The following is a 20,656-nucleotide window of genomic DNA, read 5'->3' as shown; positions in this document are numbered from 1 at the left end:
GAGCGATGGTTACTTCGGCTACCGCTTCCGCCGCGTCCCGGCCGATAATCGCGCCCATGCCCCGCCTCCCCCCTTTCCTGCGCGGCCCCTGCGCCCGCGCGCTTTCCTGCGCGGCCGGCCTGGCCCTCGCCGCAACCGCAGCCGCCGCCCCGCCGGCGCTGCCGGTGGTCCCCGAAACCTGGATCTCCGCGCCGATGCCCGGCGAGGAACTGGACTCGCTCGCGATCTGGACCGCCGCCGACGGCCGCCCGTGGCTGCTGGCCACCGCCAAGAAGGGCGAGCGCCTGCTGCTGTTCGACGGCGACAGCGGCGTGCGCATCGGCAGCTCCGGCGGCCCCGGTATCGGCCCGGGCCAGTACCGCCGGCCCAATGGCGTGGCCGTGTCCGGCGACCTGCTGTTCGTGGTCGAACGCGACGGCCGCCGGGTGCAGGTGCTGCGCCTGCCCGGCTTCGCCGCGGTCGGCGAGTTCGGTGCCGGCGAACTGCAGCTGCCCTATGGCATCTGGCTGGACACTTCCGCCGATGGCGCGGTCACCGCGTACGTCACCGACAGCTTCATGGCCGACTTCGCGACCGCGACGCTGCCACCGACCGAGCGCCTGGCCGAACGGGTCAAGCGCTACCGGGTGGCGGTGGATGCCGATGGCCAGCTGCAGGTCGAGTACCTGGGCGCGTTCGGCGACACCGGCGAGGCCGGCGCGCTGCGCATGGTCGAGTCGCTGGCCGGCGACCCGGCGCACGGGCAGCTGCTGGTCGCCGACGAGGACAAGCGGACCGGTTCGACCCTGCGCGAGTACTCGCTGGACGGGCGCTTCCTCGGCCGCAGCCTGCCGACCTTCGAAGACGATGCCGAGGGCGTGGCGCTGTGGGACTGCGGCCCCGGAGCCGGCTACTGGATCGCCGCCGACCAGACCGACCCGACCCACTTCCGCCTGTTCGAACGGAGCACGCTGACGCCGGCGGGCGGCTTCAGCGGCCGCCGCACCGCGCTCACCGACGGGGGGGCGCTGCATGGGGCGGCGACGCCGCGGTTCCGGCGCGGGGTGCTGTTCGCCCTGCACGCGGACAACGCGGTGGCCGCCTTCGACCTGGGCCGCGTCGCGCGGCGCCTGCAGCTGGCACCGGCCTGCCGCTGATGCACTGCGCGCGGGCAACCGGATGCCTGCTCGCCGCGGCGCTGGCCGTCGCGGCGGCGATCCCGGCCGAGGCTGCGCGCGTCTGGCCGCGCCCGCACGCCCAGGCCACGCCCGCGCCTGCCGACCGGCCGCCCGCCCCGGCGGTGGAAGGTGCGCGCGCCATCTGCCGGCCCGTGTCCGGCGATCCGGTCGCGCTGCGCCTGCAGCCCCGCGGCAGCCACTACGACGTCGTCGCCGAGAACCGCGCCCCGGGGCCGGTGCAGGTCGAGCTTTCGCTGCGCGGCGCCGGGAACTTCAAGCCGGTGCCGGCGCTGCCGGCACGCCGGGTGGTCGGTGCCGGGGCCAGCGAGGTGGTGGCACGGGTGTACGCACTCGACCCGCGCCTGGCCGACGCCTTCGAAGCGGTGCTGGAGCAGGTGCCCGGCGACCCGCGCGCGCGGCCGTCCGACTTCGCGTACCGGGTGCCGTTCGAACACGGCCGGGTGCGCGTGGACCAGGCCTTCGGCGGCCGCTTCAGCCACGACGATGCGCAGAATTTCTACGCGCTGGATTTCGCCCTGCCCGAGGGCACCCCGGTGCTGGCCGCACGCGGCGGCACGGTGCTGCAGGTGCAGGCGGACTTCCAGCGCGGCGGCCTGGACCCCGAGCGCGACGGCGGCCGCGCCAACCACGTCCGGATCCTGCACGACGACGGCAGCATGGCGCTGTACGGCCACCTGCAGCCGGACGGCGTACAGGTGCGGGTCGGCGACCGGGTCGTCCAGGGCCAGCGCATCGGCCTGTCCGGCAACACCGGCTTCAGCACAGCGCCGCACCTGCACTTCGTGGTCCAGGTCAATGCCGGGATGCGCCTGCAGGCGATCCCCGTCCGCATGTTCGGCGCCCAGGGCGAGCTGAAGTTCGCCCGCGAGGCGGACGGCGCCGGCCGCTGACGCGGGGACCGGGCCGCGCCGGCCGGTCCCGTATAATCGCCGCCTTTCCGCCCGACAGCGCGCCACCCGGCGCCCGCCCCCATGTCCGAAGTCTCCACCGAAGCCGCGCGCCGGCGCACCTTCGCGATCATCTCGCACCCCGACGCCGGCAAGACCACGCTGACCGAGAAGCTGCTGCTGTTCGGGGGCGCGATCCAGATGGCCGGCTCGGTGAAGTCGCGCAAGACCACCCGCCACGCCACCTCGGACTGGATGGCGCTGGAGAAGGAGCGCGGCATCTCGGTGACCAGCTCGGTGATGCAGTTCCCCTACGAGGGCCGCATCGTCAACCTGCTCGACACCCCCGGCCACGCCGACTTCGGCGAGGACACCTACCGCGTGCTCACCGCGGTGGACAGCGCGCTGATGGTGATCGACGTGGCCAAGGGCGTGGAGGAGCGCACGATCAAGCTGATGGAGGTGTGCCGCCTGCGCGACACCCCGATCATGACCTTCATCAACAAGCTCGACCGCGAGGGCAAGGACCCGATCGACCTGCTCGACGAGGTCGAGACCGTGCTCGGCATCCAGTGCGCGCCGGTGACCTGGCCGATCGGCATGGGCCAGCGGCTGAAGGGCGTGGTCCACCTGCTGACCGGCGAGGTCCACCTGTACGAGCAGGGCCGCAACTTCACGCGCCAGGACTCGACCATCTTCCCCTCGCTCGATGCACCGGGGCTGGAGGCGAAGATCGGCGCGCAGATGCTGGCCAACCTGCGCGACGAGCTCGAGCTGGTGCAGGGCGCCAGCCATCCGTTCGACAAGGAGGCTTACCTGCGCGGCGAGCAGACCCCGGTGTTCTTCGGCTCGGGCGTGAACAACTTCGGCGTGCAGCCGCTGCTGGACTTCTTCGTCGAGCACGCGCCGCCGCCGCAGCCGCGCGCCACCACCGGCCGCGAGGTCGCGCCGCAGGAGAACAAGCTGACCGGCTTCGTGTTCAAGATCCAGGCCAACATGGATCCGCAGCACCGCGACCGGGTCGCGTTCATGCGCGTGTGCTCGGGCCGGTTCGCCGCCGGGATGAAGGCCTTCCACGTGCGCAGCGGCAAGGAGGTGAAGCTGGCCAACGCGCTGACCTTCATGGCCTCCGACCGCGAGATCGCCACCGAGGCGTTCCCGGGCGACGTGATCGGCATCCACAACCACGGCACCATCTCCATCGGCGACACCTTCACCGAGGGCGAATCGCTGAGCTTCACCGGCATTCCCAACTTCGCCCCGGAACTGTTCCGCCGCGCGCGCCTGCGCGACCCGCTCAAGCTCAAGCAGCTGCAGAAGGGCCTGGCGCAGCTGTCCGAGGAAGGCGCGACCCAGTTCTTCCGCCCGCTGATGAGCAACGACCTGATCCTGGGCGCGGTCGGCGTGCTGCAGTTCGACGTGGTCGCCTACCGGCTCAAGGACGAGTACGGCGTGGACGCAACCTTCGAGCAGGTCGGCGTGGCCACCGCGCGCTGGGTCCACTGCGGCAACGAGAAGAAGCTGGAGGAGTTCCGCGAGAAGAACGCGATGAACCTGGCGATCGACGCCGCCGGCGAGCTGGTCTACCTGGCGCCGACCCGGGTCAACCTGCAGCTGGCCCAGGAACGCGCGCCGGACGTGCGCTTCAGCGCCACCCGCGAGCACGCGTACAGCGTGGCCGTGGACTGAACCGGTGCGGGCACGGCCGCCCCGCGGGCGGCCGTGCCGCGATTGGTTGCACATGCTCCATTCGATTCGCGCAGGACGCGTACAGATGCGCGCGCCGCGGCCATGCAGTAACTTGCGGCCCATGCCGGCCGCCACGTCCCCCACCCGAGACGCCGCGCACCACCTGCGCGACGAAATCGCCAATGCACTGACCCACGGCTTCGGCGCCGCCGCCGCGCTCGCCGGTGGCGCGGTGCTGATCACGCTGGCCGCGATCTACGGCGACGGCTGGCAGCTGGCCGGCGCGATCGTGTTCGGCGTGGCGCTGCTGCTGCTGTACACCGCCTCCACCCTGTACCACGCGATCCAGCACCCGGTGGCCAAGGGCCGGCTGAAGGTGTTCGACCACTGCGCGATCTACCTGCTGATCGCCGGCACCTACACGCCGTTCACCCTGGTCGGCCTGCGCGGGCCCTGGGGCTGGGGCCTGTTCGCCGCGATCTGGACCCTGGCCGTGGCCGGGGTGGTGTTCAAGCTGTTCTACACCGGGCGCTTCAAGCGGCTGTCGACCGCGATCTACATCGCCATGGGCTGGCTGGTGGTGGTGGCGATGAAGCCGATGCTCGACGCGATCGACGGCTGGACCCTGGGCTGGCTGCTGGCCGGCGGCGTGTTCTACACCCTGGGCACGTACTTCTACCACCGCGAATCGATCCGCTATTCGCATGCGATCTGGCACATGTTCGTGATCGCCGGCAGCGTCTGCCATTTCGTCGCGGTCAGCGCGCAGGTGCTGGCGCCGCGCCTGCAGCACGGCTGAACGAACGCAGCGACGACGCAGGAAGCCGGGTCGGGCCGTGCGACGCGAATGCACCGGGCCTCCCGTAAAACCGGGCAAGCCCTGCTCTACGAGGCGATGTAGCGCTGCAGCTGTTCCAGTTCCAGTTGCTGGTCGGCGATCACTGCCTTGACCAGGTCGCCGATCGAGATCACCCCGACCACGCGCGCGTCCTCCACCACGGGCAGGTGGCGGATCCGGCGTTCGGTCATCAGCTGCATGCAGGCCGGAACCGGCGTGTCGGGGCCTACGGTGATCACCTGTGCGGTCATGATCGCGCTGGCCGGCGTGTCGGCGGAGGAACGGCCCTGCAGCACGACCTTGCGCGCGTAGTCGCGCTCGGACAGGATCCCCGCGAGCGTATCGCCGCGCAGCACCAGAACCGCGCCGATCGACTTGTCGGCCATCAGCCGGATCGCCTCGACCACGGGCGCCTCCGGCGCCACTGCGTGGACTTCAGCCGGCTTGTCCGCCAGCAGTTGACGTAGCGTGCGCATGGGCGCCTCCGTCTGCGGTTTCCTGCGTGCAGGATACTCCTGCGGCCGCCGGTTGCCACGTGTCGACCAGGTACAGCGGCCGCTGCTTGGCCTCGTCGTACAGCCGGCCCAGGTATTCGCCGATCATGCCGAGCGCGACCAGCTGCACGCTGCCCAGGAACAGGATCACCACCATCATGGTCGGCCAGCCCGCGACCGGATCGCCCAACAGCAGGGTCTTGACCACCACCACCACGCCGGCGGCGATCGCGCCCAGGGCGGTGAGCAGGCCGACGTAGGTGGCCGCGCGCAGCGGCGCGGTGGAGAAGCTGGTGATGCCTTCGAGCGCGAAGTTCCACAGCCGCCACAGGCCGAACTTGCTGTGCCCGGCCAGCCGCGGCGCACGCCGGTACGGTAGCGCGATGCTGCGGAAGCCGACCCAGCCGAACAGCCCCTTCATGAACCGGTGCCGTTCGCGCAGCCGCGCCAGCGCGGCCAGCGAACGCGGCGAGAGCAACCGGTAGTCGCCGGTGTCCGCCGGCACCGGGGTGTGCGAGAGCCGGCGCATCACCCGGTAGAAGGCCGCCGCGGTGCCGCGCTTGAGCCAGCCCTCGCCCTCGCGCGCGATGCGGGTGCCGTACACGTCGTCCCAGCCCTCGCGCCAGCGCGCGACGAACTGCGGGATCAGCTCCGGCGGGTCCTGGCCGTCGGCGTCGAGGATCATCGCCGCGCCCTCGCCCACCTGGTCCAGGCCGGCGGTCAGGGCCGCCTCCTTGCCGAAGTTGCGCGACAGCCGCAGCAGCGACACCCGCGGATCGGAGGCCGCGATCCCGCGCAGCACCTCCCAGGTGCCATCGCTGCTGCCATCGTCCACGTACAGCACGCGCGTGCGCAGCCCGGCCAGGCCGTCGAGCGCGGCGCAGATGCGCGGGTGCAGCAGCGGCAGCGCCTGCGCCTCGTCGCGCGCGGCCACCACCACGGTCAGCAGGTCGTGTCGCGGTTCGCTGGCATCCATGGCGGCGATGGTAAACAGCGGCAGGGGGCGCGGCCAGCGGCGTCCGCCAGGGCAGGCCGCCGTTCCGTCGCGATGCCCGGTGCGGCGCCGTCGTGCCAGCGAAAGCGCGAAGCCGGCGGCGGTGGTGTGATTGCGCGCCTCAGTCGAGCTGTTCGAGGTACTCGCGTCCGCCCAGCTGGCGCATCTGCCGCTGGATCCAGGCCGCGCGCCGCTGCACGTAGGGGCCAGGCTTGACCGCGCTGTAGCGCCGCGGCGACGGCAGCACCGCGGCCAGGCGCGCGCTCTGCTCCGGTGTGAGCCGCGCCGCGTCCTTGCCCCAGTAGCTGCGCGCGGCCGCCTGCGCGCCGTAGATGCCGTCGCCGAACTCGGCCACGTTGACGTGGACCTCCAGGATCCGCTCCTTCGGCCACATCAGTTCGATCAGCAGCGTGTACCAGGCCTCCAGCCCCTTGCGCAGCCAGCTGCGTCCTTGCCACAGGAACAGGTTCTTGGCCACCTGCTGGCTGATCGTGCTGCCGCCGCGCACGCGCTTGCCGCGCGCGTTGTGGTCGATCGCCTTCTCGATCGCCTTGAAGTCGAAGCCGGCGTGGACCGCGAAGTTCTGGTCCTCGGCGGCGATCACCGCCAGCGGCAAGTACGGGGAGATGTGCTCCAGATCGCGCCAGTCGTGGGCCACGCGGAAGCCCCAGTCGCCCTGCCGCCAGGCCTCGCCCTGCCGCGCCAGCATGAACGCCGAAGTCGGCGGATCGACGAAGCGCAGCACCGCCACCTGCAGCACCGTGACCAGCACGAACAGCAACGGCAGCCACAGCAGCCGGCGCAGCCAGCGGTGCCGGCGGCGGCGCGGGGAAGGCGGGGCGGGATCCAATGCATCCATCCATCGGCACCGGCGGATGCCGGGGACGCAGCGGATGGTAACGGCTGCCGCGTGGCATGCGTCGGGCGGGCCGCAGCGCGGCGGCGGCAACGCGAACGACGGCTCCCGCCACCGGCCACGCCCGCGCTTGCAAATCCTCCGGTGCGGCCGCATACCGGTGGCATGGACACTTCCGCCAGGCCGGTCCCGGCCGCCCCGACCCTGCCGCGCACCCGCCCTCCGCCCGTGACAGCCGCAGCCGCTTCCTGCTGCCCCACGCCGGCGTGCGCGGCATCCACGTGCGCCTGGACGAAAGCTGGCGCGAACTGCTCTCGCACGCCGCCTACCCGCCCGGCGCCCGCGACCTGCTCGGCGAGGCGCTGGCCGCGGCCACGCTGTTCACCGGACACACCAAGGTCGATGGCCGCCTGTCGGTGCAACTGCGCGCCTCCGGCCCGCTGCGCTCGCTGTTCGCCGAATGCACCGCGGCCGGCACCGTGCGCGGCATCGTCCAGCTCGAGGACGGCGCCGACGCGCCGCGCGCGCCGTCGCAACTGGGCGAGGACGCCCTGCTCGCGGTGACGATCGAGAACCCCGGCCTGGACCCGCGCGAGCCGCAGCGTTACCAGAGCCTGGTCGCGCTGGCCGCCACCGCCTCGCTGGCCGAAGCGTTCGAGGATTACTTCCGCCAGTCCGAACAGCTGCCCACGCGCCTGCTGCTGGCCAGCGGCGCCGGCGGCGCCGCCGGACTGATGCTGCAGAAGCTGCCCGGCGACGAGGGCGACGCCGACGGCTGGCATCGCGCCGGCGCACTGTTCGACACCCTGGGCGAACAGGAACTGCTGGACACTGCGCCACGGACCCTGGTGCACCGCCTGTTCCACGAGGAGGAGCCGGTGCTGCTGGAGGAGAAGCCGCTGGCCTTCGGCTGCTCGTGCTCGGCCGAGCGGGTCGAAGCGATGCTGCGCGGGCTGGGCGAGGAGGAGGTCCGCGCCGCCGCCGAAGCGACTGGCGCGGTCGACGTGCGCTGCGAATTCTGTGGCCGGAAGTACCACTTCCCTTCATCGGAATTCGGCGTATTGTTCGGGCTGCCGGCAGCGAACTCTTCCGCGCCGGATCGCATGCAGTAACCGGTTTCATACGCAACGGGTCAGGCGGTTCCGGGGAGGGACGCGACTTGTTAACCATTCGTAAACCGCCTACGATGCTGTTCCCCGACGCGCGGGAACTGCCGCGCCGTCCACCGGTCTGAGACAACGACCATGACCCTGCGCCGCCTGCCACTGCTGGCCGTCCTGCTGACCGCGCTCACCGCGGCCACGGGCGCGCACGCGCAGTCGCACGGCACTGCCGGGGCGCAGGGCCAGACCGTCCTGCCGGTATGGAACAAGGGCAGCGGCAAGGTCGAAGCCGTGCTCCTGCTGGACCCCACCGGTGAAACCGGACCCGGCGCCCGCTGGCGCTTCGGCAACAACACCCTGGATGCCGCGCTCGGCCTGGGCGCCGGCGATTCGCTGGGCCTGCTGTGCAGCGGCACCGGCGGCGCCAACATCAACAGCCTGGCCAGCCACTGCCTGCTGGCCAACCTCGGCGCCGACGCCCGCGACGGCAATCCGGCCCGCCGGCTCACCGCAACCACCGCGATCGGCCGCCAGGGCAACCGCTTCGGCCTGACCGCCGGCACCACCCAGAACGGCAGCCTGCCGGCCTGGCTGGGCGCCGACGGCGGCAGTTTCGCCCGCGCCGACCGGGTCGAGCAGAACGACCTGCAGGGGTTCGGCCAGAAGAGCCTGGGCACCGAGGCCTACGTGTCCATCGCCGGCACCTACGCGCGGGCGCGCCTGGTCCCGCTGGCCGATGCTTCGCCGGCGCTGGCCGACCGCTGGGACAGCAAGAGCCTGAGCGTCGGCGGTGGCTACGGCGCGTTCAGCGCCAACATCGTCGGCCGCGTGGTCGACGTCCCCGGCCAGCCGGACGGCAAGTGGGAGGGTCTGGGCCTGGGCCTGACCTGGCGCACCCCTTGGAGCGGCCAGCTCACCGTGGGCGCCGAGAACGTCATCACCCGCGGCAAGAACCCGTTCTCCCCGTCCGTCGACGGCGCCGACGAGGGCACCGTGCCCTACGTCCGCTACGAACAGGGGCTGTAAGCCCGCCTTGCCGGACCCCGCAGGGGACGGCCCCGTGGCCCCCTGCTGGCCCCACCGAAGCCCACCTCGACCCGGCTCCTGCACCGGCAGGACGTGCCTGCGCATGTCGTCGTACCGGCCTCGCCAGACAGCCTCCCGCCCATCGCGCATGCAACGGCCAACGCTGCCGGAGCGCCTGTTCAGGTTGAAGCGGCAAGCCGCGCCAACCTGAACAGGCGCCAGCCGAATCACATTTCCATCCCCTTGCATTAACGTCTCTTTAATTTCCGCCGATACCCGGCTACCATCGGGCCACCCCGACCCGATCCATCCATGACCACTGGGATGGAGACGGAGCGGGCAAACCTTGAAAGGGGCCATGCCCTGGCCAGGATTTCCATTCCGGAGAGAGATCGATGACCCATAAGTCCAATAAGTTGCGCGATGCCATTTGCATCGCTCTGATCGCGGGTGCGGGCACCACCGGTGCCGCGTTCGCCCAGGAAGCCCAGGAAGGCGGTACCGCCACCACCCTCGACCGTATCGAAGTCACCGGCTCGCGTATCCGCCAGGTGGACCTCGAGACCGCGCAGCCGGTCGTGACGATCAGCCGCGAAGACATCCAGGCGGGTGGCTTCAACACCGTCGCCGACATCCTGCAGAACATCACCTCCGCGGGCAGCCCGACCTTCAGCCGCACCGCGCCGCTGATCGCCAACCAGGAAGCCGGCGGCCAGTACATCGACCTGCGCAACCTGGGCGCCCAGCGCACCCTGGTCCTGGTCAACGGCAAGCGCCTGGGCATCAGCCCGGACGGCTTCCAGGACGTGTCGACCATCCCGGCGGTCGTCGTCGACCGCATCGACGTCCTGAAGGACGGCGCCTCCTCGATCTACGGCTCCGACGCCATGGCCGGCGTGATCAACATCATCACCCGCCGCAACTTCGAGGGTGCCGAGGCGAATGCCTACATCGGCCAGTACGGCGAAGGCGACGGCCAGAAGCAGACCTACGACTTCCTGGTCGGCTTCGCCGGCGATCGCGGTTCGGTCACCATCGGTGCCGAGTACCACAAGGAAGAAGGCGTCTGGGCGCGCGACCGCTGGTACAGCGCCGACAGCTACCCGGGCTACCCGCAGTACAGCACCACGGTCGTGGGCCAGTGGGGCAACTGGCGCGTCGGTTCCGCCGGCGCCTGGCAGGTTGCCGACCGCGGCAGCGATGCCCTGGGCCCGGGCGGCTGGCACAACCAGACCGCCGCCGACACCAGCGTGCCGGCCGACCAGATGCATGCGCTCACCCCGCTGGAGCGCCGCTCGCTGTTCGCCAGCGCCAACTACGACCTGACCGACAACGTCCGCTTCGTCACCGACCTGTCCTACACCAAGCGCCAGTCGTTCCGCCAGATCGCCGGCTACCCGACCCAGTCGCAGGCCGCCGCGGTCAACGCCCCGATGTCCGCCGACAGCTACTTCAACCCGACCGGTGGCGCCAGCGCCGTCAACTGGCGGCGTCGTGGCTGGGAAGTGCCGCGTACCACCGACACCTCCCAGGCCACCTGGCGCTTCACCGCGGCCCTGGAAGGCTCGTTCGACATCGGCGACCGGTATTTCGACTGGGATGCCGGCTACATGTTCAACGAGAATGATCTGACGATCATCAACAACGGCAACCTGTACATCCCCAACGTCCGCCTGGCGGTGGGCCCGTCGTTCCAGAACGCCCAGGGCCAGATCGTCTGCGGCACCCCGGGCAACGTCATCGCCGGCTGCGTTCCGTGGAACCCGTTTGCGGGCTTCGGCACCGGCGCGGTCGCCAACTCGCTGGAAGATCCGGCCGTGCAGGCCTTCCTGTACAAGGAAGAGCACGCGCTGGGCAACACCAAGACCAACAACTACTTCGCCAACCTGGCCGGTTCGCTCTGGACCCTGCCGGCCGGCGACCTGGGCTTCGCGGTCGGCGTCGAGCACCGCAAGGAAGAGGGCGGCTTCACTCCGGACGCCATCGCCCAGTCGGGCAACTCGACCAACCTCGCTTCGGGCCCGACCTACGGCCAGTACTCGGTTGACGAAATCTACGGCGAGTTGAACATCCCGATCCTGGCCGATGCCAGCTTCGCCAAGGAGCTGTCGCTGAGCCTGGCGACCCGCTACTCGGACTTCGACACCTTCGGTGACACCACCAACAGCAAGTTCGGCCTGAAGTGGCGTCCGATCGACGACCTGCTGGTCCGCGGCACCTGGTCCGAGGGCTTCCGCGCCCCGACCATCGGCGACCTGTACGGCGGCACGTCGGACACCTTCACCACCGGCTTCCGCGACCCCTGCGACACGGTCTACGGCGCTGCCGCCGGTTCGGCCCGCTGCCTGCAGGACGTGCCCGCCGGTTACCGCCAGCTGCAGCAGGGCTTCGTGCCCACCACTGCGGCCGCTCAGCAGACCCCGGTGCCGTTCACCGCGGGCTCCAACCCGTTCCTCGAGCCCGAGTACTCCGAGTCGAAGACCTTCGGCGTGGTGTACAGCCCGGAGTACGTCAAGGGCCTGACCGTCGCGCTGGACTGGTGGAACATCCGGATCGACAACACCGTCGTCGCCGACCACCCGAACAACATCCTGAGCGACTGCTACGTCGCGCTCATCGAGAGCCGTTGCGCCCTGTTCTCGCGTGACGCCACCCTGGGCTACATCGTCGCCGACCTGTCGTACGGCAGCCGCAACGCCGGTTACGCCGAGACCGAAGGTTACGACCTGGACGTGAGCTACAGCCTGGATACGGCCTACGGCGTGTTCGGCGCCAAGTGGGCCACCACCTACGTCAGCATGTACGAGGTCAAGTCGACCAACGACGCTGACGCGATCCCGGCACCGGCCAACGGCTTCGGCGGCAGCTTCCGCGTGCGCTCCAACCTCAACCTGAGCTGGACCCTGAACGACTTCCAGGTCACCTGGGGCATGCGTTACAACTCGGGCACGAAGGAAGAGTGCATGGGCTTCGGCGACGGCAAGCACTGCTCGCTGCCGGACTACCAGGCTCCGTGGACCCAGGGCGCGATCGTGCCGATGAACGAAGTCGGCTCGGTCACGTTCAACGACCTGCAGGTCGCCTGGAACGCCCCGTGGAACGCCCGCATCGCGATCGGTGCCAACAACGTGTTCGGCAAGGATCCGCCGATCTACTACACCCAGCCGAGCTCCGGCTTCGCGTTCTACGGCGGCCACGACATGGGTCGCTTCGTGTACGCGCGCTACCAGCAGAAGTTCTGATCCATCGGACTTCCTTTGTGTTCCACACTACAGCCCCGCAAGGGGCTGTAGTTTTTTGCGGCCACCCCGCCGGTCCATGCGCCATAATGCTCATCGCCGCCAGGACGACCCGCGCGCGGCCATTCCGGGCCGCCCCGGGCATCCGAACCACGAGACCCAAGCCCCGCCATGCACACAGGCGCACGGAAACAGCAGGCCATCGCCGCACTGCAGCGCAGCCAGTGGCACGAAGCGCATTCGCACGCCATCCACCTCATCGGCCAGGGCGCGCCGGATCCGGAGCTGCACTTCATCGCCGGCATCGCCGCGCTGGAGCTGCACAGGACGCAGCCGGCGCAGGACCACTTCCGGCGCGCGATCGCGCTGGATTCGCGGCGCGCCGACTTCCACCTGTACCTGGCACGAGCCTGCGCGGCGTCCCAGCAGTACGCCGCCGCGCTGGAAGCGGCAGGCGACGCCGAGCGCCTGCTCGCCCCGGGCGATGCCACCGGCTTCGACACCCTGGGCGTCGTTCTCGTCCAGTGCCACACCTACGAGCGCGCGGCGGATGCCTTCCGCCGCGCCGTGCGGCTGGCGCCGGACGTTGCCGCGATGCGCTTCAACCTGGGGACCGCGCTGACCTTCCTCGGCAACATCGACGGCGCCGAGCGCGAGTTCGAAGCCTGCATCGCCGCGGACCCGGGCCACTGGAGGGCGCACCACTCGCTTTCCCAGCTGCGCAGGCAGACCCCGCAGTCCAACCACATCGCACGGCTGACGGCCGCCGCCGACCGCGCCGCCGGCAAGGTCACCGCGACCACCTTCCTCAACATGGCCCTGTCCAAGGAACTCGAGGACATCGGCGACTACGAGGGCGCATTCGCCCGCTGCGTCGCCGGCAAGAGCGCGCCCAGGGACCTGCTGCGCTATTCGCGGGCGCGGGAACGCGACCTGTTCGAGGCCCTGGGCGCGGGTTTCCCCGACCCGTATTCCAGCACGACCACCCGCGGCAGCGACGCCACCGACCCGATCTTCATCGTCGGCATGCCGCGCACCGGCACCACCCTGGTGGACCGCATCGTCTCCAGCCATCCGCGGGTGCAGTCGGCCGGCGAACTACACAACTTCCCGTCCGCGTGGAAACGCGTGATGGGCGGGCCGTCGTTCGAGATGTTCAATCCCGTCCACATCGCCCGGGGGAACGCGGCCGGCCCGGACTGGCGCAGGCTCGGTGACGACTATGTTTCGAGCACCCGCGCCTTCACCGGCGCGCTGCCGTTCTTCACCGACAAGCTGCCGCACAACTTCCTTTACCTCGGTTACATCGCCTGCGCCCTGCCCAACGCCAGGCTCATCTGCGTGCGCAGGCACCCGCTGGACACCTGCCTGAGCAACTTCCGCCAGCTGTTCGCGCCCGAATCCCCCTACTTCGACTATTCCTACGACCTGCTCGACATCGGCCACTACTACATCCTGTTCGACAGGCTGGTCGCGCACTGGAAGGCCGCCTTCCCTGGCCGCATCCTCGAGGTCCAGTACGAAGCGCTGGTGATGGAGCAGGAGCGGATCAGCCGCGCGGTCATCGCCCACTGCGGGCTCGACTGGGACGATGCCTGCCTGGCATTCGAGAAGAACGCCACGCCGGTCACTACCGCCAGCGCGGTCCAGGTCAGGGCGCCGATGTACACCTCGGCGCTGGGGCGCTGGCGGCGCTACGAGCGGCAGTTGCAGCCGCTCAGGGAGATGCTGCAGGAAGCCGGCATCGCCTGTGACTGAGCCGCCGTCGCTGCGGCCCTACTGCCGTAGCGCCTCGATCGGGTCCAGACGCGAGGCCTTGCGCGCGGGGTAGTAGCCGAAGAACAGGCCGGTGGCCACCGAGAACGCCGCCGCCAAGGTGACGACTTTGCCGTTGAGCGCCACCGGCAGGTCGCTGAACTGCCCGACCAGCAGCGCGCCGACCACGCCGATCGCGATCCCGATCACGCCGCCGATCAGCGAGATCAGCATCGCCTCGGCCAGGAACTGGCGGCGCACGTCGGACGGCCCGGCGCCGACGGCCAGGCGCAGGCCGATCTCCTTGATCCGCTCGGTCACCGAGACCAGCATGATGTTCATGATGCCGATGCCGCCGATCACCAGGCAGATGGTGGCCACCGCGCCGAGCAGCTTGGACATCAGGTTGGTGGTGGCGGTGCGGGTGGCGACGATCTCGCTGATGTTGCGCACGTTGAAGTCGTCGTCCTGGCCCGGGCCGATGCGGTGGCGCTGGCGCAGCAGCGACTCGACCTCGCCCTGCACGTAGTCCAGGTCGCGGGCGTTGCTCACCGTCAGCGCGATCTGCATCACCGCGCCGGCCGGCAGGCCCATCGCGCCGAGCAGGCGGCGGCGACCGGTCTCCAGCGGCACCATCACCACGTCGTCCTGGTCCTGGCCGAAGCCACCCTGCCCCTTCGGCGCCAGGGTGCCGACCACGGTGAACGGCACCCGGCCCAGGCGGATGGTCTGGCCGATGCCGGTGTCCTCGCCGAACAGGGTCTTGCGCACCGTCTCGCCGAGGATCACCACCTTGTTGGCGCTGGTGTAGTCGCCGGGGCCGAAGCCTTCGCCGCTGGCCACGGTCCAGCTGTTGATCGCGAAGTAGTCCGGCTGCACGCCGTACCAGCTGGTGGAGGCGTTGTTCTCGGCGAACACCACCTGGGTGCTGCCGCGGAGCATGCCGGCCACGTACTGCACTTCCGGGATCTCCTCGCGGATGGCCTCGGCATCGCCCTCGGTGAGGGTGAAGAAGCTGCTGCCGGCCTGGCGCGCGCCGCCGGGGCCGCGGCCGCCGCCGGGGCTGATGTCCAGCCGCTGCGAGCCCAGCCCGGAGACCAGCTTGTCGATCTCCTGCTGGGTGCCCTGCCCGACCGAGACCATGACGATCACCGCCGCAATACCGATGATCACGCCCAGCGAGGTCAGCGCGCTGCGCATCCAGTTGCCGCGCAGGGCGAAGATGGCGGTGCGGATGATGTCGGTGAACTTCATGCCGCCACCTCCGTATCGGTCTGCTCGGTCAACGCGCCGTCGTGCATCACCACGGTGCGGTCGGCGTGTGCGGCCACGTGCGCGTCGTGGGTGATCAGGATGACAGTGTGGCCTTCATCGCGCAGGCGCTTGAACAGGGCCAGGATCTCCTCGCCGGTGCGGCTGTCCAGCGCGCCGGTGGGTTCGTCGGCGAGCAGGATCGGCGGGTTGTTGATCATCGCCCGGGCGATCGCCACGCGCTGCTGCTGGCCGCCGGACAGTTCGTTGGGCTTGTGCTGGGTGCGTTCGCCCAGCCCGACCGCGGCCAGCGCCTGGCGCGCGCGTTCGTTGCGCTCGGCCGGCGGCACCTGGGCGTAGCCCAGCGGCATGGCCACGTTCTCCAGCGCGCTCAGCCGCGGCAGCAGGTGGAAGCCCTGGAACACGAAGCCGATCTTGTGCAGGCGCAGGTCGGCCAGTTCCTCGGCGTCGAGCCGGGACACGTCCGCGCCGTCGCACAGGTAGGTGCCGGCGGTGGGCTTGTCCAGGCAGCCGATCATGTTCATCAGCGTGGACTTGCCGGAACCGGACGGCCCCATGATCGCCAGGAACTCGCCTGCCTCCACCCGCAGGTCCACCCCGCGCAGGGCGTGGACCTCGGCTTCCGAACCTGCGTTGTAGACCTTGCCCATCCCGTGGATGTCGATCACCGGGACGGGCGCCGCTTCGGCCCGGGCGTTCATTCGCGGGCCCGCTCGCCGGTGATGATCTGGTCGCCCTCGGCGATGCCGCCGCCCGAGATCTCGGTGGTGCTGCCGTCGCTGGCGCCGACCCGCACCATCACCGGCTGCGCCTTGCCGTCCACCAGCCGGTACAGGGTGGTGCGGCGGGCGTTGACCAGGTTGGACAGGGCCGTATCCCACTGCTTGCGCTGCGCATCGTCCAGGCTGTCGCGGAAAGATGCGAAGTCCTCCTTCATCCGCGCGGCCATGCGCTGGCGGACCTGCGCCTCGATGTCGGCGCGGTTGCCGCCGCTCATCACGATCATGCCGGGGGGGCCGAAGCCACCGCCCTGCGCATTGGTGTTGCGGCGCGCGTCCTGGCGCTGGCGGATCGCGGCCTGCGCCGCGTCGAACTTCTCCTGCTGCGCGGCGTCGAGCTTGAGCGCGGTGGCGGCGCGCTGCAGGTCGTCGGCCAGCCCGCCACCGGCGGGCTGCCCGGCCGGACGCGCGGCCGGCGCCGGCGGTCCGCCGATGCCGCCGCCGGTCACGGCGGTGGCCGGCTTGAAGCGCAGCGCGGCGTTGGACACCTTGAGGATCTCGTCGCGGCGGCTGACCTCGATCTCGGCGTTGACGGTCAGGCCCGGCAGCAGGGTGCCATCGGCGTTGTCGACGTTGACCACCACCGGATAGGTCACCACGTTGCTGGTGGTGGTGGCCGACAGGCGCACCTGCTGCACCTCGCCGCGGAACTGGCGGTCAGGGATGGCGTCGGCGGGGAAGGGCACGGGCTGGCCGGCTTGGGCCTGGGCGATGTCGGCCTCGTCCACCGCCCGTTCGATCTTCATCTTCGACAGGTCCTCGGCGATGGTGAACAGCTCGGGGGCCTGCAGGCTGGCGGCCACGGTCTGGCCGGGCTCGATGCTGCGGGTCAGGACCACGCCGTCGACCGGCGAGCGGATCACGGTGCGGTCGAGGTTGACCCGGGTGGTCTGGGTGGCGGCGGTCTGCTGCGCGATCTGGGCACGGGCCGCCGCGACCTGGGCGTTGGCCTGGTCGAGCGCGGCCTTGGCCAGGTCGACGTCGCTGCGCGCGACCAGCTGGCGCTGCACCAGTTCGGCCTTGCGCTGGTAGTCCAGCTCGGCGTTGCGCTGGGTGGCCACGGCCTGGTTGAGGCTGGCCCTGGCGCTGGCGACCTGGGCGTTGCCTTGCTCGATCTGGGTCTCGTAGGTCTTCGGGTCGATCCGGGCCAGGACCTGGCCCTGGCGGACCTCGTCGTTGAAGTCGGCCAGCACTTCCAGCACCTGGCCGGAGATCTGGCTGCCCACGGTCACCGTGGAGATGGCGCTGAGGGTGCCGGTGGAGGAGATCGCGACCCGGATGCTGCCGCGTTCCACGGCGGTGGTGCGGAACGCGCCCTCGTCCTTGCCCGCCCGCTGCTTCTGCCAGTACCAGATCCCCGCGCCGAGCACGGCCAGGACGGTGACGGCGGCGCCGATGCGCAACAGCAGGGGGCGGAAGCGGGAAACCTGGGGACCGGTGGAACGGCTCATGCGCGCGTCTTGTACTTTGGGGGGCTGCCACTCTAACGCCCGCGATGGCGCGCGGTTGACAGCGCCCGCCGGCCACGCCGCGGTCAGGTCTCGGCGGCGGCCTGCGCGAAGCGCACGCTGGCCACGGTGCCGGAGTCCAGGTTGCTGTCCAGGGCGACCGACCAGCCGAAGCGCTCGCACAGCCGCGACACGATCGACAGCCCCAGCCCGGTCCCCATCGGCCGCTCCGGCGCGGCGCGGTAGAACGGCTCGAAGGCGCGGGCCAGCGCGTCGGGACCCATGCCGATGCCGGTGTCGCTCACCACCACCCGGTCGCTCTCGACGGTCACCTGGACCGTGCCGCGGTCGGTGTAGCTGCAGGCATTGCGCAGCAGGTTGCCGACCACCACGTGCATCACCCGCGGCGGTGCGTACAGCTTCGGGGCGGCATGGCAGCGCACGTCCAGCGCCACCGGCTTGTCGCCGAGCAGGGCACGGGCGTTGCCGGCCTCCTCGTTGACCACTTCGCACACGTCGAACCATTCGCTCTGCGGATCGATGTCCGATTCGCGGGCCAGGATCAGGAAGGCATCGATCACCGCCTCCATGTCGCGCCCGGAACGCTGGATCCGCTGCAGGCTGCGGGTCACCCGCGGCGGCACGCCCGGTTCGTCCAGGGCCATGTCGCTGGCCACGCGGATGACGGTCAACGGCGTGCGCAGCTCGTGGCTGGCGTCGCGGGTGAAGTTGCGCTCGCGCTCGATCTGCGCCTCCACCCGCCCGCCCAGGGCGTGCAGCGCGCGCGCCAGCTGCCGTGCCTCGCCCTCCATGTCGGCCGGCAGCCGCTCCGGCGCCAGCGCGGCGATGTCCGGGTGGCGCGGATCCCAGCGCGACACCAGCCGCGCCAGCCAGGCCACCGGCGAGACCATGCGCTTGGATGCCCTGTAGGTGAGCCAGGTCGCCCCGTAGATCGCGAACAGGGCCAGCATCGCCGGCAGCACCGCGAACCACAGCGCCACCCGCGTGGCCTGCTCGCGCAGGTAGGCCAGGTAGAGCGTGCCGTCCTCGCCGCGGTCCACCCAGACCAGCTGGCCGTCGGCCTCCAGGTCATGGAAGCCCGGGGCCAGCGGACGCAGGTTCGGCGGCAGCGAGAGGTTGGAATAGCCGGTCTCGACCAGGTATCCGCGCAGGGTGAAGGTGTTCGGTGGCGGCTGCGCCGGCGAGGCCTGGTGCAGTTGCCAGTAGTGCGCGGCCTCGTCCTTGAGCGTGGCCTGGATGAAGCTGTACTTGAACAGCGTGGTCACCACGTAGAAGGCCACCAGGATCGCCAGGCTCGCCATCACCATCTGCACGATGAAGGCGATCCGGATCTTCCTGGGCAGGCCGTGGGGCATCGGGGCGCGTCAAGTTCTGGAAGGCGCAGTATGGACGGGCGCGGATCGAACCGGCGTGATCGGGGCGCGGCCGTGGTTTTGCGTCCCGGGCCCCGCCTCCCCCTTCCCCGGGGTCAGTTCGCGGCGACCGGCTGGGCGATGTCGGCCACGCGGTAGCCGGCGCTCTGCACCGTGTGCAGCAGCGGCCGGTCGAACGGCTTGTCCATCACCTTGCGCAGGTTGTACAGGTGGCTGCGCAGGGTGTCCGAGTCGGGCAGGCTGTTGCCCCAGATCTCGCGCTCGATCTCCTGGCGGCTGACCACCCGCGGCGACTCGCGCATGAGGATGGTCAGCAGCTTCAGGCCGATCGGCGACAGCTGCAGTTCGACGTCGCCGCGGGTCACCCGCATGCTCACCGGGTCCAGTACCAGGTCGGCCACGGTCAGCACTTCCGAACCGACCTGGCGGCGCTCGCGGCGGATCAGGGCGCGCAGGCGCGCTTCCAGTTCCTGGATCGCGAACGGCTTGGTCAGGTAGTCGTCGGCGCCGTGGCTGAGGCCGGTGAGCTTGTCGTCCAGGGTGTCGCGGGCGGTGAGCATCAGCACCGGGGTGGACTTGCGCGCGTCGCTGCGCAGGCGACGACAGACCTCGATCCCGTCCAGGCGCGGCAGCATCAGGTCGAGCACGACGGCGTCGTAGCTGTTCTCGGCGGCAAGGCGGTAGCCGTCGAGGCCGTCGGCGGCGTAGTCGACTTCGAAACCGCGGCTCTCCAGGTACTCGCCGATCATCTCGGAGATGTTGCGGTTGTCCTCGACCACCAGCACCAGCCCGGAGGTCTCTTTGCCCTGGCGCATTGTCCCTGCTCCGTGTTTTCAGCTTTGTGAAGCCTGCCGCAGACCCGGTCGATGGGGCGTGAAGGCAACTCGCCTGCGACTCGACCGCGGGCCACCCACCCGCGTACTCACCTGCGGTTCCCACCCGCACACCCTGCGCCCCCTGTAGGAGCCCACTTCAGGGGGCGACCGCGGGGCCTGGGCCGCAGCCTCGTTCAACGCGGCTTGTCCGGACGCGTCGCGTTGAACACCGCGCCTCCCATCCTCGTCGGGTCGCCCCCTGAAGTGGGCTCCTACAACAGCGGTTCCAGTACTGGCCAGACGTTTTCGAGCAGGCGCGGCTGGGCCTTCGCGGTGGGGTGCAGGCCGTCCCCCTGCATCAGGCCCGGCTGCAGGGCCACGCCTTCCAGGAAGAACGGGACCAGGCCGGCGCCGTGCGCGGCCGCCAGCTCGGCATAGGTGCGGCGCAGGCGCTCGCGATAGGCCGGGCCGTAGTTGGGCGGCACGTCGATGCCGAGCAGGACTACCCGTGCGCCGGCGGCCGTGGCCAGCCCGATCATCTGCTCCAGGTTGCCGCGCAACTGGGCCGGGGTCAGGCCACGCAGCGCGTCGTTGCCGCCCAGCTCGATCACCAGCACCGAGGGCCGGTGCTTCTGCAGCAGCGCCGGCAGGCGCGCCAGTGCGCCGGCGGTGGTCTCGCCGCTGATGCTGGCGTTGACCACCTGCGGCGGCCTGGCGGCCTTCTCGGCCAGACGCCGTTCCAGCAGGCTGACCCAGCCCGACCCTGCGGGTATGTTGTGCTCGGCGCTGAGGCTGTCGCCCAGCACCAGCACTGGCCCTTGCGGCGCGCCGGCCGGACCTCTGGCACAGGCCAGCGCCGGCGCCAGCAGCGATGCTGCCAGCAACAGCC

General features: G+C 70.6%; 16 protein-coding genes and 1 pseudogene. 8 read left to right on the top strand and 9 right to left on the bottom strand.

Features of this window, described 5'->3' with window-relative positions; genetic code table 11:
* Window positions 1–56 precede the first annotated feature (56 nt).
* From CSC64_RS01960 to trhA, 4 genes are all read left to right on the top strand, one after another.
* Window positions 57–1,136 carry an NHL repeat-containing protein gene (locus CSC64_RS01960; protein ID WP_162433649.1) on the top strand — a complete coding sequence of 360 codons (1,080 nt, stop codon included), beginning with the start codon at window positions 57–59 and terminating at the stop codon, window positions 1,134–1,136.
* Entirely contained in the window at window positions 1,136–2,068 is a 933-nt protein-coding gene (locus tag CSC64_RS01955; protein WP_162433648.1) for a M23 family metallopeptidase, read from the top strand. Before CSC64_RS01960 ends, CSC64_RS01955 begins: the two co-directional genes overlap by 1 nt.
* A gap of 81 nt (window positions 2,069–2,149) precedes the next feature.
* The gene (locus CSC64_RS01950; protein ID WP_162433647.1) at window positions 2,150–3,754 is read left to right on the top strand and encodes a peptide chain release factor 3; all 1,605 of its coding nucleotides are present in this window, start codon (window positions 2,150–2,152) and stop codon (window positions 3,752–3,754) included.
* A 121-nt stretch (window positions 3,755–3,875) separates the two neighbouring features.
* Window positions 3,876–4,553: a PAQR family membrane homeostasis protein TrhA gene (trhA, locus tag CSC64_RS01945; RefSeq protein WP_162433646.1), complete on the top strand. Its 678-nt coding sequence runs from the start codon at window positions 3,876–3,878 to the stop codon at window positions 4,551–4,553.
* Between the two features lie 86 nt (window positions 4,554–4,639).
* Here the strand turns inward: trhA and CSC64_RS01940 are convergent, their stop codons facing one another.
* The 3 genes from CSC64_RS01940 to mtgA form a co-directional block, all read right to left on the bottom strand.
* Entirely contained in the window at window positions 4,640–5,068 is a 429-nt protein-coding gene (locus CSC64_RS01940) for a CBS domain-containing protein (protein ID WP_162433645.1), read from the bottom strand.
* Window positions 5,028–6,062 (bottom strand): glycosyltransferase family 2 protein, encoded by a 1,035-nt coding sequence (locus tag CSC64_RS01935; protein WP_162433644.1) that lies wholly within the window; start codon window positions 6,060–6,062, stop codon window positions 5,028–5,030. The genes CSC64_RS01940 and CSC64_RS01935 overlap by 41 nt, the downstream gene beginning before the upstream one ends.
* A gap of 139 nt (window positions 6,063–6,201) precedes the next feature.
* A complete protein-coding gene (mtgA, locus tag CSC64_RS01930) occupies window positions 6,202–6,939 on the bottom strand; it encodes a monofunctional biosynthetic peptidoglycan transglycosylase (RefSeq protein WP_162433643.1) in 738 nt (245 codons plus the stop codon).
* A gap of 227 nt (window positions 6,940–7,166) precedes the next feature.
* On the opposite strand from mtgA, the pseudogene hslO reads away from it, so the two are divergent.
* The 4 genes and pseudogenes from hslO to CSC64_RS01910 form a co-directional block, all read left to right on the top strand.
* Window positions 7,167–8,048: pseudogene (gene hslO, locus CSC64_RS01925) on the top strand (Hsp33 family molecular chaperone HslO); the annotation flags it as partial.
* A 168-nt stretch (window positions 8,049–8,216) separates the two neighbouring features.
* Window positions 8,217–9,065: an XOO1806 family protein gene (locus CSC64_RS01920; protein WP_162433678.1), complete on the top strand. Its 849-nt coding sequence runs from the start codon at window positions 8,217–8,219 to the stop codon at window positions 9,063–9,065.
* Between the two features lie 395 nt (window positions 9,066–9,460).
* Window positions 9,461–12,307: a TonB-dependent receptor domain-containing protein gene (locus tag CSC64_RS01915; protein ID WP_162433641.1), complete on the top strand. Its 2,847-nt coding sequence runs from the start codon at window positions 9,461–9,463 to the stop codon at window positions 12,305–12,307.
* A gap of 168 nt (window positions 12,308–12,475) precedes the next feature.
* Complete coding sequence (locus CSC64_RS01910; protein ID WP_162433640.1) at window positions 12,476–14,062, top strand: tetratricopeptide repeat-containing sulfotransferase family protein; 1,587 nt, start codon at window positions 12,476–12,478, stop codon at window positions 14,060–14,062.
* Between the two features lie 18 nt (window positions 14,063–14,080).
* Here CSC64_RS01910 and CSC64_RS01905 read toward each other — a convergent pair whose 3' ends face one another.
* The 6 genes from CSC64_RS01905 to CSC64_RS01880 all read right to left on the bottom strand — a co-directional run bounded on the left by CSC64_RS01905 (window position 14,081) and on the right by CSC64_RS01880 (window position 20,651).
* On the bottom strand, window positions 14,081–15,313 hold the full coding sequence (locus tag CSC64_RS01905; RefSeq protein WP_162433639.1) for an ABC transporter permease: 1,233 nt from the start codon (window positions 15,311–15,313) through the stop codon (window positions 14,081–14,083).
* The gene (locus CSC64_RS01900) at window positions 15,310–16,032 is read right to left on the bottom strand and encodes an ABC transporter ATP-binding protein (protein ID WP_162433638.1); all 723 of its coding nucleotides are present in this window, start codon (window positions 16,030–16,032) and stop codon (window positions 15,310–15,312) included. Before CSC64_RS01900 ends, CSC64_RS01905 begins: the two co-directional genes overlap by 4 nt.
* Window positions 16,029–17,561 carry an efflux RND transporter periplasmic adaptor subunit gene (locus CSC64_RS01895; protein WP_162433637.1) on the bottom strand — a complete coding sequence of 511 codons (1,533 nt, stop codon included), beginning with the start codon at window positions 17,559–17,561 and terminating at the stop codon, window positions 16,029–16,031. Before CSC64_RS01895 ends, CSC64_RS01900 begins: the two co-directional genes overlap by 4 nt.
* Window positions 17,562–17,644: 83 nt before the next feature.
* A complete protein-coding gene (locus CSC64_RS01890; protein ID WP_162433636.1) occupies window positions 17,645–18,934 on the bottom strand; it encodes a sensor histidine kinase in 1,290 nt (429 codons plus the stop codon).
* A 113-nt stretch (window positions 18,935–19,047) separates the two neighbouring features.
* Complete coding sequence (locus CSC64_RS01885; protein ID WP_162433635.1) at window positions 19,048–19,767, bottom strand: response regulator transcription factor; 720 nt, start codon at window positions 19,765–19,767, stop codon at window positions 19,048–19,050.
* Window positions 19,768–20,039: 272 nt separating this feature from the next.
* Window positions 20,040–20,651 (bottom strand): arylesterase, encoded by a 612-nt coding sequence (locus tag CSC64_RS01880; protein WP_238389714.1) that lies wholly within the window; start codon window positions 20,649–20,651, stop codon window positions 20,040–20,042.
* Window positions 20,652–20,656 lie beyond the last annotated feature (5 nt).

The sequence above is a fragment of the Pseudoxanthomonas koreensis genome, from assembly GCF_010093225.1.
Taxonomy (GTDB): Bacteria; Pseudomonadota; Gammaproteobacteria; order Xanthomonadales; family Xanthomonadaceae; genus Pseudoxanthomonas; species Pseudoxanthomonas koreensis.
Note: the sequence above shows the minus strand (reverse complement) of the source record. Positions and strands in the feature narration are given on the sequence as shown.